The sequence below is a fragment of the Cyanobacterium sp. T60_A2020_053 genome, from assembly GCA_015272165.1.
Taxonomy (GTDB): Bacteria; Cyanobacteriota; Cyanobacteriia; order Cyanobacteriales; family Cyanobacteriaceae; genus Cyanobacterium.
Genome location: JACYMF010000106.1, coordinates 64,866 through 78,653, shown reverse-complemented (window position 1 = coordinate 78,653; position 13,788 = coordinate 64,866). Strand labels below are relative to the sequence as shown.

The following is a 13,788-nucleotide window of genomic DNA, read 5'->3' as shown; positions in this document are numbered from 1 at the left end:
GTTAATCTCTAATCGGATTAAAAATTAAATAATAACTAGAAAGCGCTCTCTGCTAGGTTGGAGGGCGCTTTTTGGTATGTGTTACTATAAAATTATTTGAGATCGCAAGGAGAAAAATAATAATGACTGCTTATACTATTAATTTAGATGTAATTTCGACCATTGATGATGAAAAATTCTATCAACTTTGTCGTTATAATCCTGAACTAAATTTAGAGAGAAATCAAAAAGGAGAAATAATAATCATGTCACCAACTGGCGGAGAAACGGGAAAATCCAATGCGGAGTTAATTGCTGATTTTGTTAATTGGAATCGTAAATATAAATTAGGATATATATTTGATTCTTCTACCTGTTTTAAACTACCAAAAGGGGGTAATCGATCCCCTGATGTGGCATATATTCAAAAGGAAAGATGGGATAATTTAACACAGGAAGAAAGGATTAAATTTCCGCCTATTGCTCCTGATTTTATTTTAGAGTTAATGTCTAAAACTGACTCATTAAAAACACTTCAAGAAAAAATGGCAGAATATAGATCAAATGGAGTGAAGTTAGGATGGTTAATTAATCCTGAAAAAAAAGAAGTAGAAATTTATCATCAAGGGCAAGAAAAAGAGATTTTAAATAATCTAAAAATTTTATCAGGAGAGGATATTTTGCCTGATTTTACTTTAGATTTAAGTTTAATTTGGTAGGGTGGGGCGGAGGGCGCTTTTTGGTGTTCTGTGGTTTATAATTGTGACAAAATGAATTACGGAAGGCAAGATAATGACAAATATTTTAACTTTACAAGAAAATGTAAGTCAATTAATAACTAAAATAGAACAAATACTGGAGAAAAGAATTGCATCGACAGATTTAACGGAACGTGATGAAGATTATCATAAACTTTTAAGTCAAATAAAGAATCTTTCTGGACAACTTAATACTCTTGAGTTGAAAATGACGATTGTGGCACCAATGAGTGCTGGAAAATCAACAATCATTAATGCCATTATTGGTAATGATTTATTACCTACCAGTGCATCGGCAATGACTACCATACCCACTGAAATTATCTTAGACACAGATATTGACGAGCCATGTTTAATTTTAGATGATGATGTTTTATTTGTCAGCAATAACACTAAACAAATACTAAAAGATTATATAAATGCTCAAGAACATTCAGAAATTAAAGAACAATTAAGTAGTTATCCTCATTTAATTGACTTAGCTGAGAATATTGGTTGTGGCAAAATAAAATTTGATAGTGAATTAAAAGGCTATAAAGAGATCAGAGAGACATTAACGATACTCAATAATATATTTCGTTTATATAATATATTTGTTGTAGCTGGTCTGTTAAATAACGATTATAATCCTCTGTACGGGCGTTGCATTTTTATGGGATGATTTATAATGAAGGAAAAAGTTTTATGACAGGAGTAGTAAAAAGAAGAAATGGAACTTAACTGCCCAAAATGTGGAAATAATAATATTAGAAAAAACGGTCACAGGAGAGGAAAACAAAATTATCAATGTAAAAATTGTGGTCGTCAATTTATTGATTGTTATTCTGAATTAGGTTATTCAAAGGATGTCAAAGAAACCTGTCTGACTATGTATGTAAATGGCAATGGATTTAGAGCTATTGAAAGAATAACTAAAGTCAATCATAACACTATAATTAGATGGGTAAAAGAAACTGCAAAAAAGTTGATAAAACAAAAAAATGATTATCAAATTCCCCTAGTCGCTCAATTAGATGAAATTCAAACATTTATAGGGAAAAAAAGTAACAAAATATGGATATGGACATCAGTTGACAAGGATAGACCTGGGATTTTAAAATGGATATTAGGAGATAGAAGTTCAAAAACATTTCAAAAATTATGGCAAAAGATAAAACATTGGGATTGCTATTTTTGGATTACAGATGGATATAAAGTATATCCAAACTTTATTCCAGATGGAGACCAAATCATAAGTAAAATATCAATGACAAGAGTGGAAGGAGAAAATAGTAGATTAAGACATTATTTGGCTAGATTACACCGTCAAACTTTTTGCTATTCTAAATCATTTGAGATGTTATACTTGTCGATTCATTTACTAATTTATTATCTAAAAAATAAAACTATGCACGAACATAAGTTTATGAGAGATTGTCACTTATTTTAAAAAGGTCATCGCCTTTAATATTACAGTTGTTTCAACCTATCAGAAAATTGCATATCATCCCGCAATGATGCAACGCCATTTTTTTTGTAAAAGTTAACTCACTTTAGTAAAGTTGAGCTGTTAGCAATGAAATTTATTTCATTGTGGGATAAAGGTTTTGACTTGATAGAATTCAGCAAAACTTAAATAGAATTAACCAGATGGCGAAAATCATCCCCTCGATGCTCAAAACTACGATATTGATCAAAACTAGCACAAGCAGGGGATAATAGCACTACTTTAGCCTGATATTTTTCAGCAAGGGCAGGGGCATTTGTCACAGCGCCCTCCATACTACCCACAATTTGAAAATTATTAACACCATGCGCTTGTAAACGAGAAGCAAATAAATCACCAGCATCACCGATTAATAAAACAAAAGCGCACTTCTCCTTAATTTTACTAATCCACGCAGAATCATCACCTTCCTTCGCTTCCCCTCCAGCAATGAGAATCACCGGCGAAGCAACGGCATTTAAACCCACTTCGGCGGCATCATAATTAGTAGCTTTACTATCATTAATATAATCAACGCCGTGGATAGTTTTAATTAACTCTAAACGATGGGCAACCCCCGTAAAAGTAGAAATAGTATTAACAATGGCAGTTTTACTAACTCCAGCGAGAATAGTAGCGCCCACCGCCATTAACAAATTTTGTTGATTATGTTGCCCCACCATCTTAAAAAGACTGATAGGCGCGATTAACTCCCCAAAAGCTACAATCCAACTATCCTCTAAAAAGACACCCTGATTTGGGCTACAAGGAAGATGACTTTTACCTTTGGTGCTAGTCCAATAAACATTTGACCAAGACTTATTAACAATGGATTTTAGCAGATAAGGATCATCAGCGTTAATAATTTTGTGGCGAGAACGTTGCAACAAACTAGCCTTAATATTAAAATAGTTTTCTAAAGTTCGATGACGGGCAAGATGATCGGGTGTAAAAGTAGTCCAAATGCCGATACGAGGGGATAACTCAGCGCTTGACTCGATTTGATAACTACTTATTTCCGCCACTACCCACTTAGGGGGATGAGTTTGAGATGCCAAAGCCAACTCACAACCAGCATAACCGATATTGCCACAGGCGCTGATATTAATACCATCACCTTGAAACATTGCCTCCACTAAAGCGGTAGTCGTGGTTTTACCATTAGTTCCCGTAATGCCTACCCAAGGGATAGAATTGAGGTGGCGCCACGCCAATTCCATTTCGCCAATAGTCTCTATGCCCTGTTTTCTTGCCTCCTGTAGCAACGGAATATCCCAAGGTACACCCGGACTAACAACGATCAAACTAGGGCGGAGGGCGCTGGTTAGGGGCAAATGAGAGCTTAATTGAACGGTTATCATTTCTTCAGCGAGATTATCTCTCAGTCGTTGTAGAGTCTCAGTATTAGCAGTATCATAAATGGTGACTTCATGTCCTTGATGTCGTAAAAGTCTAGCCGCCGCAATCCCTGATTTTCCGACACCGATAATCCCTACTTTTGTCATGTAATTTTGTAGTTTTATGTTTTTCTTACTAATTAAATTTTACCGTAAATGTCGCAGAGAATACTTTTTGGCAAATGGATAATGAATTTTCTTCTCCCTCTGCTACCACTCTTCCCCTTTGCCCTCTTCTCATCAAAGGATAGAGTAATATTGCGCATTGTAATAATAGTTATGTTAATATCACTTTGATTAAAGCAAAACTAAAAAATAACATGATAGAAATTTTTTTGAAAGCTGATCCAGCCTTACAAATAGGCTCAATAATTGCCATTACAGCAGTAATATTTTCTATTACTATTTATTTACAAAAATTAGGGAAATTTATTAGTAATAAATTAATTAGCTCTGACGGTAATAGCTTTTATAAAGAAGTCATTAAACCAGACCTAAATTTAGTTGCCTTACTCTGTTTTTTAGGATTGTTAGATATATATATTTTAGTCAATGAAAAACCTAAATTAATTCAAGTTAGTGAAATTTTACTTAGTTTAGTAATTTCTTCTTTAACTATTTGGTTAGTTACTAGATGGTTTAGAATTTTATTTGACAAATATTTACTAACTGCTGCCCTTAAAAGTGATAAAAAAATTAATAGTGAATTTTTGATTGTCGGTAAATTTTTGGCAAATGCTATCATTATTTTACTAATTATTTTTATTTTTTCTCAAGTTCATAGTATTAATTTATTTGGTCTTTTAGCAAGTTTAGGTATTGGAGGATTAGCAATCGCCTTCGCCGCCCAAAAAACCCTAGAGCAAGTCTTAGGAGGCATCGTAATTTATTTAGATCGACCATTTAGTATCGATGATTATATAGGTTTACCCGATGGAGTATTTGGTAGGGTGGAATCTATTGGACTGAGATCGACTAAAATGAGACTATCAGGAAAAGGTACATTAATGATTATTCCCAATAGTTCCTTAACTCAAGTAAATATAGAAAATTATACAGGAGCAAAAAAAATTATTTCTCTAGTTTATTTTACTTTTAAAACATCTTTAGATGAAGATGAAATGGCATTAATTAGACAAATAATTATTGATAGTACCAAAGATATTTTTGGTATAGACCCCAGAAATACAGGGGTAAATTTTAAAGAAATAAATCAGAGCGAAAATAAATTTTATACCCAAGCTCAAGTGAGCTTTTTCTTATTAGGTTCAGAAAGAGTTTCTATGGATTTACGCAGTCAATTATTAAGTATTGCCAAAGAAAATATTACCCTACAACTAAAAAACTATGGTATTAATTTCACTATTGAAGATGAAACCATTAATGTAAATTCTCCCATTACGATTTAATCACAGTGTGAAGTATGGAAAGTATTATCAATGTCATCGAATTTTTACAAGCCCAAGAAGGTTATCAAATTTTTCTAAATTTTATTTATGAATTTGGTTTTTTTATTATACTCTTACTAATTTCTTTTTTTGCTGGTAGATACACTCCATTTTATCTAAAGATAATTATCTCCAAATTTGCCCAAAAACCATTAAATGAATTCTATCAAAGTATAATCGACCCCCTACAAAGCATTTTCCGTTTAGCAGGAACATTAATTTTATGGTCATTATCCCTCAACTTTATTCGTACCTATGAAGGATTATATAATTTATTAGAATTTATTATTGACCTTAGCTTAATTATCATTACCGCTTGGTTAATATCTCGTTTGTTTAAGCAACTAATAATTATTTATGGTATTGACTTAATTCAGAAACTAGGCAAAGAAGTTGACGAGTTATTGCTAGTAGTAGAAACCATTATCAATGTTTTAATCGGTTTTGTGGCGGTGTTAGCATTTGCCCGAAGACTAGATATTAACTTGGTGGGTTTACTGGCTAGTTTAGGAATTGGAGGCATTGCCATCGCCTTTGCTGCCCAAAAAACCCTCGAACAATTATTAGGTACTTTTGTAATATATTTGGACCGTCCTTTTATTGTGGGGGAATATATCAGGCTCAATAGTGGCTTGTACGGTAGAGTTGAATCTATTGGTTTAAGGTCAACTAAAATCAGATTACCGGGTAAAGGCACCCTGATGATATTACCTAACTCTATGATGGCAAACATTGAGATCGAAAATGTCACAAGAGGCAAAAAAGTAATGGTATTACTTTATCTGGACTTTGCTAACACTCTCGAAGATAGTGAAGAAGCCTTGGTGCAAGATGTGGTCAAAAAATGTACTAATGCTTTATTTGGTATTGACCCAGATAGCACTAGGGTAGCTTTGTTTGTACCTGAAAATCAACAGCAAACCAGAGCAAGGGTAACATTTTTCATTCTTGGCTCCAATGAAAGTTCGATAAAATTGCGAAAAAGATTACTAGAATTAGCCAACGACAACATATCTCAGCAATTAACTACCTATGGTATCGATTTTACCATGCAAGAACCTACCATCTATGTCGATTCTCCTGTCACTCTCTAAGTTAGCCCTAGCACCTATTTTATTACATCTCTATTATTATTCCTAATTCCCCACTTTTGTCTCTAGGGCATTCTCATTCACAAAATGTCTTAATTTTTTACATTTTTATCAAAAAAAATTGATACACTTAATAAGTGATGCAGTGAAAATATGTGACCTAATAAGGTTGATTTTCAAGCATTCAAACCTTTGCCTCTTCTACTTTTAACAATTTTTAGCTGTAAATAATGATTGAATATATTCGTCTTTGGTTATTTTGATAAATTGCTTAATTACTCGTTGGTATTCTAATTCATTATATTTACTTTTGTTGACACTAAATTTTAACTCTTGTTGATATTCTTCATGATCAAAACCTAAGTATTCCAGCGCCCTCAACCCCACCAATAAACTTTTATCAGTTAGTAATAATTTTTCTTTTAATTTATTTTTATCTATATATTTTTGATGATTAATAGCATATTTAACTACTCCCATCAATTTTGACCATTTTTCTTGATAAATATTACTTTTAATTTGGGTTGTATGAATATTAACAGGTGAATTTATTTGTTGCTTAATAATGGATTTTTCTTTGTTCTGAGTCGTGAAATTAACAGTGTTATTTTCAGCTAACTTTAAATCAATTAATGTAACTTCATAATAATCAGTATAAGGGTTTTTATCTTTCTTGTGTTTATTTTCTTCATATTTACAATCTAAAGAAACAACAACATCATAACGTTGGTTTTCGTCAATTTCACTGCTAGAATGCCCCCACCATTTACCTTTTATTCCCCATCTTTGTGAATCATCATATAATGTATAAGTAGTTAATAAATACTTGATTTTTTTATCTTTTTTATTCTTAATATTGTCACTAAAAGTATATTTAAAGCAACAATTCTTGACTAAATAGATGGGTGCTGGATTACCCATGCCACAAGGTTCAATTAAATATAATTCTCTAAATAAATTCTTACCCAATTCTGCTACAGTAACGGTTAAATCAATATTAATAATTGGTTCTAAATTAGTAATATCTAATTGTTGCTTTAATTTTTGATTAATACCTTCTCGAAATAACTCAATATTTTCTATGGGTAAAGCCATTCCAGCCGCAAAAGGATGCCCCCCAAAATGAGTTAATAAATGCCGTTGTGATGCCACTAAATCATATAAATTAATGCCGTTGACGGAGCGCGCCGAGCCTCTAGCTAGGTTATCATTGTTATCATTCATGGTATTAAATAAGATCGACGGGCGCCCGTATTCTTGACTTAAAGCGTTGGCTACTAAGCCCAAAACCCCCGTTTGCCATTGATTATCACTCAAAACAATCACCGCCGTAGTGGATAAATCCAAATCTTTGACTTGTTTTTTCGCTTCATCTAATACTTTTTTCTGCACTTCTTTACGGTTAAAATTAGCTTCTTCCGCTTGACTTGCTAAAATTTCCGCCTCTTTTCTATCGTTTGTTGTCAATAACTTGACGCAAAAACTCGCATCCCCCAAAATGCGACTTACCGCATTAATGCGCGGCGCAATGCCAAAGGATATATCCATGGGGCGATCGCCATTTTTTTTAGCTAAATCCAGTAATTTTTGCACACCTACCCTCTTGGTATGGGGTAAAATTTTCATGCCTTCTAAAGCAAGGTAACGACAATCGCCTTTTAATTCCACCAAGTCAGCGATTAAGCCAATGACGACTAAATCGAGAAGACTGGTTAAAGGTTGGCGCGGTAAACGGGGAAAACATTGATACATTGCCTCGACTAATTTATATGCCACGGCTACCCCCGACAGGGTATAAAGGGGATGATTGTCTGCAAAATAACGAGGGTTGATAATTGCTACGAGGGGAGGGCGCTTTTCTGGTAGGGTATGATGATCAGTGACGATAATATCGATGCCTAATTCTGTAGCGTAGGCTATTTCGTCTAAATTGGTGCTACCCGTGTCACAGGTAACGATTAAAGTAACACCCTGTTGAGATAATCGTTTAATGCCGTCACGGTTTAAGCCGTGGGATTCTCTCAAACGGTTAGGAATGTAGTAGGTTAATTGAGATTCGGGGGTGAAGAATTGCCCTAATCCTTCCCATAATACGGCAGTAGATGTTACTCCGTCTGCGTCAAAATCGCCCCAAATACAAATTTTTTCCCCTTCTTCCATAGCCAATGCCAGTCGTTTTACTGCCATTTTCATCTCTTGCCCAAAGTCAAGGGGGGAAGATGGTTGATAATAGCGACTATCTAAAAATTCATTAACGCTTTTTTCGTCTCTAATGCCTCGATGCCATAATATTTGGGCTAAATATTTTCCTTCTGTAGTCAGTTTATGATTTTTGACATGAGTTGTGATTAGTTGTAAAAAATCCTCACTGAGGGGGTAGGAGGGCGCTGTTTGCCATTGATGATTCATAGTTGGAGATTTATTAGACCTATCCAAAACATACCACTTTTTTACTGTAATTCAGGCTAGAAGCCCGAATTAGATTGAGGTTTCTTATCAACTAATGTAATTTCGAGAACTCAGATAATTTCATAAAGAGAAGAGTTTTATTATGACTGACATACTCTTGTTTTATCATTCTTAACTATCGAGAAGGCATCAAATTCAAGAACCTCAAATTCTCCCGTCACAGTAATTTTATCACCAACCTTAATGTGTTGAGGGGTATTATCCCCACAAACATCATAAGAATCTACTTTCACAGAACGAGAGTCAGTTTTTAATTGAAAGCCGTCTTCCCAAACTCTCTCCACTATACCAGAAAAAGAAGTATGCGGTTTTTGACATTCCCATCAAAATTCCCAGAAGCACAGCGATAAAAGATGCCATAGTGTAACCAATGGCAACCCGTCTTAAACTGGTCAACAAATTCCAACCGATACCCATATCATTAGGTCCATTGTTGAAAAAAGGATGAGTTAACCACCACCATAACTCTTTCAGGGTTAAAGAAGCGGTAGGCATACCTTTCGAGAAAATTCCAGCCCTAGCGCCCATCTCCCATACCAATAAAAATATACCAAGAGAAAGGAGAAAAATCCCCAAAGCCTGTATATTTTCGTTATCCAATAATTGTTTAAATTTGTTTTTTGGCTCTTGCCTTTGTATGCTAGTCATAATTTTTTTACTAGATTTTTAGATAATTACCTGTGATAACGTAAGGTTTTTTAAAAGTAAGAAATAATTTACCAATCTTTTTTACAATTTCCCCTTTTTAAAGTAGAGTTTTGCAAAATTGGAATCAAAATTTTTGCCCTCACCCCCTCTCCCCCCCTTCCTAAGCAGGGCGTTTTCAAAGTCAGGATCAAAATTGATTTGTTTAGCCGGGGAAGCAGAGGAAGCAAGGGAGAAAGGGAGATTTTTTACTATTAATTAATTTATTATTAGTTAAAAGTATCTGGGAGTATCTTTTTTCACGAAAAAGAATCAAAACTTATTACTTGTTTAAAACCCGTATTGATCAATTTGTGCTTGAATATACTCATCAGGTTTCTGAGGATCAAAAGTATCAAACTCAAGGGTTTCCGTGCGATAAATCTCAGCAGGAGGAGTTTGCCCTAATTCTTCAGCCAATTCCCTTGCTAAATCAGTGAGGAAAATTTCCTGTCCTAATTCGTTATACTTGCCATCAGCCGTTAACTCTCTCCCTTTACCGTCTCCAGAAACATCCCAGCGTACTAATTGAGACATTATCCAGTTAGCAAAACTTTGCCAAGGATAAGGGTCAAAATCGATGCGATCTGGTATGTCAAAACTATTACCCAAACCATCATCAAATTTACCAGTTAATACCGCTTGGACAACTTCAACAGGTTGATTTAAAAAGGCTCGATCAGAAATAGCCTGAGCAATTTCGATTCTATTTTCTGCCTTACTAGCGTAGTCGGTAGCCTCAATAATGGCTTTATTTAAAGCTCTGAAAGTGTGAGGATTTTCATTAATCCAAGTGTCACTAGCAGCAAAGGCACAGCAAGGATGCCCGGACCATAAATCTTTGGTTAATTTATGGATAAATCCAGCGCCCTCAAAAACAGCCCTTTGATTGAATGGATCGGGCATCAAGAAGCCGTCAATATCACCAGCGACTAATTGGGCGATACTATCTGGGGGTGGTATTGCTCTGATGGTAACATCCACATCGGGATTAATGCCCCCAGTGGCTAAATAATAGCGCAATAATAAATTGTGCATGGAATAGGGGAAAGGCACTCCCAACACGAAACCTTTAAAGTCCGCAGGTCCATTGATCTTTCCTTTATGCTTGTTAGAAATGGTGATGGCTTGTCCATTAATATTTTCAATACTAGCGAGTCTCACTCCGAAAGTTGCTGATCCTAGTCCCAAGGTCATGGCAATGGGCATGGGCGCTAACATATGATATGCGTCTAATTCCCCAGCAGGCGGAATCTCTCACTGCACCCCAACTAGGCATTTTCACCACTTCTGCATTTAATCCGTATTTTTGGTAAAAACCTAGAGGCTCAGACATAATAATGGGTGTAGCACAGGTAATGGGAATAAAACCCACTTTTAAATCGCTTTTCTCGAGGTTTGAGGTATCGGCGGAGGGCGCTGGGGTATCCCCTTGGGTGTCAGGGGTTTCAGTAGTGTTATTACCACAAGCATTAACAAGGCTTACTAAAGCCGCACCAACGGCTATATTTTGCAAAAATTTACGGCGACTAAATTCCCCGTTACGAATAGCATCGCCAAAAAATTCTCCTGCTTTTGGACCAAAAGCGGCGGCAAAAGCATTATCTAAACCTCCAGCTTGTTTAGCTAATTCTAAAACTAATTTTTCTCTTTTTGGGCTTCCTTTTCCTGCCATTTTTAAGAATAATGCTTTTTTTAATTCAGCACTACTTAGGGAGTCAGCAATGTCAAAAGTAGCAGGTTTATAAACCCCCATTTTTGTTAAATCATTAATCATCTCAAGGGGGTCTTGAGGCATAGTCTCCATGAACTCCCAGTGACTTTGACTAGGATGAAATTTGCCACATTTTACGCAAAAATTATCGACGTTTTTCCATTCATCTCTAGGAGATAAAATTGTTTTTGTTAATGCCATAATTACCTAATTTTAGTAATTTGTATAGCAACATTAAACGGTTTTTTAATGGCATTTTTTGTAAATTTTGATACCTAATATCACAATTTATTAAAAAAATATTACAGATTATGCAGGTATTTCTATATCTTGATGTAATATTTTCATGATGTACTTATTGCATGAGAAATAAGATAAGATATAGCCGTCCTAAATCATTCGTGAGAAATTAATTAGGGAATTTAGAATGTAGAATTTAGAATGTAGAATTTAGAATCAATAATTTTTGATTGGGATGGAACAATACAGTGTTTTTAGAGAAAAAGGTCAATTTCTGACACTTTTTGTTATGTTTCATAGACTTGAAACCTTTATTTGACAAGGGTTTTATCAAGTATTCATAGAAAGAAGCGCCCTCCGCCCGATAAATTCCACCAACGGTTTAAATTCATTAACTAAACGAGAATCAGCCACTGCCAAAGAAGGAAAACCACGACTGCCATAATCCACACCAAGAGGCAAAGGGAAAATAGGTTGAGGCTCAAGTGCCAACAAATCACCACCAGCGCCCTTCAAAATCGGATAAGCGCCGGCAATATCCCAAATTTTAGGAGTAGCTTCCACCGCACCCAAAGACGCACCACAAGCCACCAACAACAGATTATAACTGGCTACTCCTGTTAATCTGATTTTGCAAGGGAAATCTTGTTTTAAAACGTCTGTACTTCTTGCACAAAGAGTAAAGATATGATTTTGACTAGGATCAGCATTGCTAGTATAGATCAGTTCACCATTAAGAAAAGCGCCCTTCGGACCAGATAACCCTGTATCACCGTAATAATAACCATGATAGGTTTGGCGAATTTGTGGAAAATGTACAAAACCAAATACAGGTGTTCCCCTAAATAATAAACCGATAGAGATACCCCAAATGGGCAAACCACGAGTAAAATTAGTAGTACCATCAATAGGATCAATCACCCAACACCAATCATTAAGCGGTAAGACGTGCGCTGTTTCTTCCGTCAATACCCCATGAGTAGGAAAACAACGCTTCAAATTAGTTCTGATTTCCAAATCTGCCCACTTATCCGCCTCAGTCACTAAACTACCATCAGCCTTGCGAGTCGGTTCAACTTTAGCAAAATCTTCTAATAACTTGTCACCAAGACGAAAAGTAATTTGTTGACAAAAATTATATACCTGTTGCCAAAAATAAATCATAAGTTTTTTAAATGTTTGCTAAAGTTTTGCCACTATTTAAGTTATCTTTTTCCTGATATTTTAATGGTAAGGTATATAAAAGTTTTTGCAACCTTTTTTTGATGAGGGGAGGGGCGCTGATAGGGATATTTATTGATTTCGCTAATCTAAAACTGATAATAGTCATCATTTCCTGTACTGGGATTGTAGCGCCATTCACCACTAGCCCCCATATTTTTTAATATATTTATACTGGTTTGGTGCATCATTTTCGACATCTGGGCGTATGGGTTAGCATCTGTTGCTGTGATATTTGCAGGAGGTTGAGCCACCGTATTATTATTTATACTCGCAATAATTTGATTACCTTGATTAATTACCCCTTGAGTTTGATTGGCAAAACTCAAAATTTGTTCAACGGCTGGGGAAAATTGCCCCAGCACCTCTTGCAACAGCTTAGAATCTTGATTTTGGTAGGCTGTTAAAATTTGGTTAAAAATATTTACCCAAGAAGTAAAGGTATTGTAACCAACTCCCTGAAGCGTAATCACATTATGTAAATATTCTGTTTGAGGATTATTAGCTTTGAGAGAGGGAAGCATTTTTTCTCCAGTTTGATAGCTTTGCCCAAAATTAGTAGCAATACGGTTAGCTAAAGGATTCAAACGTTGTACTAAGGTTAATAATTGTTCGTCTGTTTCCACTGTCTCCATCTGACTCAATGCCGTTAAAAATGGTAATATCTCATTATAGGCACTATTTGAATATTGATTCATTTGCCCATAATATTGTTCAAATTGATTACTTTGAGCCACCGTGAAGGGCGCTGCTTGGGCATTTACTATTTTTACTTGCACCACGTTACCACATAGTAATAATCCGCTAAGGGTGAGGGCGCTGGAACAATTTTTCAACTTTACAATCATATTTTCACCTCACTAAAAAATCTATCAAAACTATTTTCTCCTAATTTTTGAAAATCATTACTTAGCTAAAAGACGATTTAAAATAAGTTTATTAGCAGGATCAAAAACCTGTAAACGGACAAAATTAGAGTCTTTTGGTTGCCATGATACCTCATAACGATATTGACCATTACGCCAAATATATACCCTTCTGTTGCTGTCGCCTTTAACCTCAGCGCCCGTCAAACTCAGAGAATCACCGGTGCGATTGTTATAACCGTAATAATGATAAGCATTATTATAATCAGTTAAAGTAACACTCCAATCGTCATCTTGAAAAGCGCCCGTGGGCAAAGTATTATTAGCAACCATCGAAGGACAATTATTAGAATTTAGATTACGTTGATTACGGTTATTAAGAATATTAATAGGATTAACTTTTTCATCAAAAGTATCATCAGCTTCAAAATAAATTAAAACAGGTTTTCCACAAAC

At 35.1% G+C, this 13,788-nt stretch carries 11 protein-coding genes and 2 pseudogenes; 5 read left to right on the top strand and 8 right to left on the bottom strand.

Translation table 11 applies throughout. The annotated features are described in order from the left end of the window. Nucleotides 1–122 precede the first annotated feature (122 nt). The 3 genes from IGQ45_14385 (at nt 123) to IGQ45_14375 (ending at nt 2,166) form a co-directional block, all read left to right on the top strand. A complete protein-coding gene (locus tag IGQ45_14385; GenBank protein MBF2058361.1) occupies nt 123–698 on the top strand; it encodes a Uma2 family endonuclease in 576 nt (191 codons plus the stop codon). 247 nt (nt 699–945) lie between these two features. After that, nucleotides 946–1,398 (top strand): dynamin family protein, encoded by a 453-nt coding sequence (locus tag IGQ45_14380; GenBank protein MBF2058360.1) that lies wholly within the window; start codon nt 946–948, stop codon nt 1,396–1,398. Nucleotides 1,399–1,446: 48 nt separating this feature from the next. Next, entirely contained in the window at nt 1,447–2,166 is a 720-nt protein-coding gene (locus IGQ45_14375) for an IS1 family transposase (GenBank protein ID MBF2058359.1), read from the top strand. A gap of 182 nt (nt 2,167–2,348) precedes the next feature. Here the strand turns inward: IGQ45_14375 and IGQ45_14370 are convergent, their stop codons facing one another. Continuing rightward, complete coding sequence (locus tag IGQ45_14370) at nt 2,349–3,707, bottom strand: UDP-N-acetylmuramoyl-L-alanine--D-glutamate ligase (GenBank protein MBF2058358.1); 1,359 nt, start codon at nt 3,705–3,707, stop codon at nt 2,349–2,351. 212 nt (nt 3,708–3,919) lie between these two features. Here IGQ45_14370 and IGQ45_14365 point away from each other — a divergent pair, with 212 nt between their 5' ends. Together IGQ45_14365 and IGQ45_14360 are read left to right on the top strand one after the other, a co-directional pair. After that, complete coding sequence (locus IGQ45_14365; protein ID MBF2058357.1) at nt 3,920–5,008, top strand: mechanosensitive ion channel; 1,089 nt, start codon at nt 3,920–3,922, stop codon at nt 5,006–5,008. A gap of 14 nt (nt 5,009–5,022) precedes the next feature. Further along, a complete protein-coding gene (locus IGQ45_14360; protein MBF2058356.1) occupies nt 5,023–6,141 on the top strand; it encodes a mechanosensitive ion channel in 1,119 nt (372 codons plus the stop codon). 204 nt (nt 6,142–6,345) lie between these two features. Here the strand turns inward: IGQ45_14360 and recJ are convergent, their stop codons facing one another. From recJ to IGQ45_14325, 7 genes and pseudogenes are all read right to left on the bottom strand, one after another. Continuing rightward, nucleotides 6,346–8,547 (bottom strand): single-stranded-DNA-specific exonuclease RecJ, encoded by a 2,202-nt coding sequence (gene recJ / locus IGQ45_14355; protein ID MBF2058355.1) that lies wholly within the window; start codon nt 8,545–8,547, stop codon nt 6,346–6,348. A gap of 369 nt (nt 8,548–8,916) precedes the next feature. Continuing rightward, nucleotides 8,917–9,255 (bottom strand): annotated as a pseudogene (locus IGQ45_14350) (nitrate ABC transporter permease). Between the two features lie 327 nt (nt 9,256–9,582). Continuing rightward, nucleotides 9,583–11,206, bottom strand: a pseudogene (locus IGQ45_14345) (ABC transporter substrate-binding protein). Nucleotides 11,207–11,575: 369 nt separating this feature from the next. After that, nucleotides 11,576–12,409 carry an inositol monophosphatase family protein gene (locus tag IGQ45_14340; GenBank protein MBF2058354.1) on the bottom strand — a complete coding sequence of 278 codons (834 nt, stop codon included), beginning with the start codon at nt 12,407–12,409 and terminating at the stop codon, nt 11,576–11,578. 7 nt (nt 12,410–12,416) lie between these two features. After that, nucleotides 12,417–12,578, bottom strand: a complete 162-nt coding sequence (locus IGQ45_14335; GenBank protein MBF2058353.1) for a hypothetical protein — start codon at nt 12,576–12,578, stop codon at nt 12,417–12,419. Continuing rightward, complete coding sequence (locus tag IGQ45_14330) at nt 12,556–13,314, bottom strand: hypothetical protein (protein ID MBF2058352.1); 759 nt, start codon at nt 13,312–13,314, stop codon at nt 12,556–12,558. The genes IGQ45_14335 and IGQ45_14330 overlap by 23 nt, the downstream gene beginning before the upstream one ends. Nucleotides 13,315–13,371: 57 nt before the next feature. After that, nucleotides 13,372–13,722: a hypothetical protein gene (locus IGQ45_14325; GenBank protein MBF2058351.1), complete on the bottom strand. Its 351-nt coding sequence runs from the start codon at nt 13,720–13,722 to the stop codon at nt 13,372–13,374. Between the last annotated feature and the right edge of the window lie 66 nt (nt 13,723–13,788).

Coding starts and splice junctions, on each gene's coding strand:
- IGQ45_14360 (MBF2058356.1), top strand. CDS start 5,023: ATGGAAAGTATTATCAATGTCATCGAATTTTTACAAGCCCAAGAAGGT.
- IGQ45_14330 (MBF2058352.1), bottom strand. CDS start 13,314: ATGATTGTAAAGTTGAAAAATTGTTCCAGCGCCCTCACCCTTAGCGGA.
- IGQ45_14340 (MBF2058354.1), bottom strand. CDS start 12,409: ATGATTTATTTTTGGCAACAGGTATATAATTTTTGTCAACAAATTACT.
- IGQ45_14335 (MBF2058353.1), bottom strand. CDS start 12,578: ATGATGACTATTATCAGTTTTAGATTAGCGAAATCAATAAATATCCCT.
- IGQ45_14370 (MBF2058358.1), bottom strand. CDS start 3,707: ATGACAAAAGTAGGGATTATCGGTGTCGGAAAATCAGGGATTGCGGCG.
- IGQ45_14375 (MBF2058359.1), top strand. CDS start 1,447: ATGGAACTTAACTGCCCAAAATGTGGAAATAATAATATTAGAAAAAAC.
- IGQ45_14365 (MBF2058357.1), top strand. CDS start 3,920: ATGATAGAAATTTTTTTGAAAGCTGATCCAGCCTTACAAATAGGCTCA.
- IGQ45_14380 (MBF2058360.1), top strand. CDS start 946: ATGACGATTGTGGCACCAATGAGTGCTGGAAAATCAACAATCATTAAT.
- IGQ45_14385 (MBF2058361.1), top strand. CDS start 123: ATGACTGCTTATACTATTAATTTAGATGTAATTTCGACCATTGATGAT.
- recJ (MBF2058355.1), bottom strand. CDS start 8,547: ATGAATCATCAATGGCAAACAGCGCCCTCCTACCCCCTCAGTGAGGAT.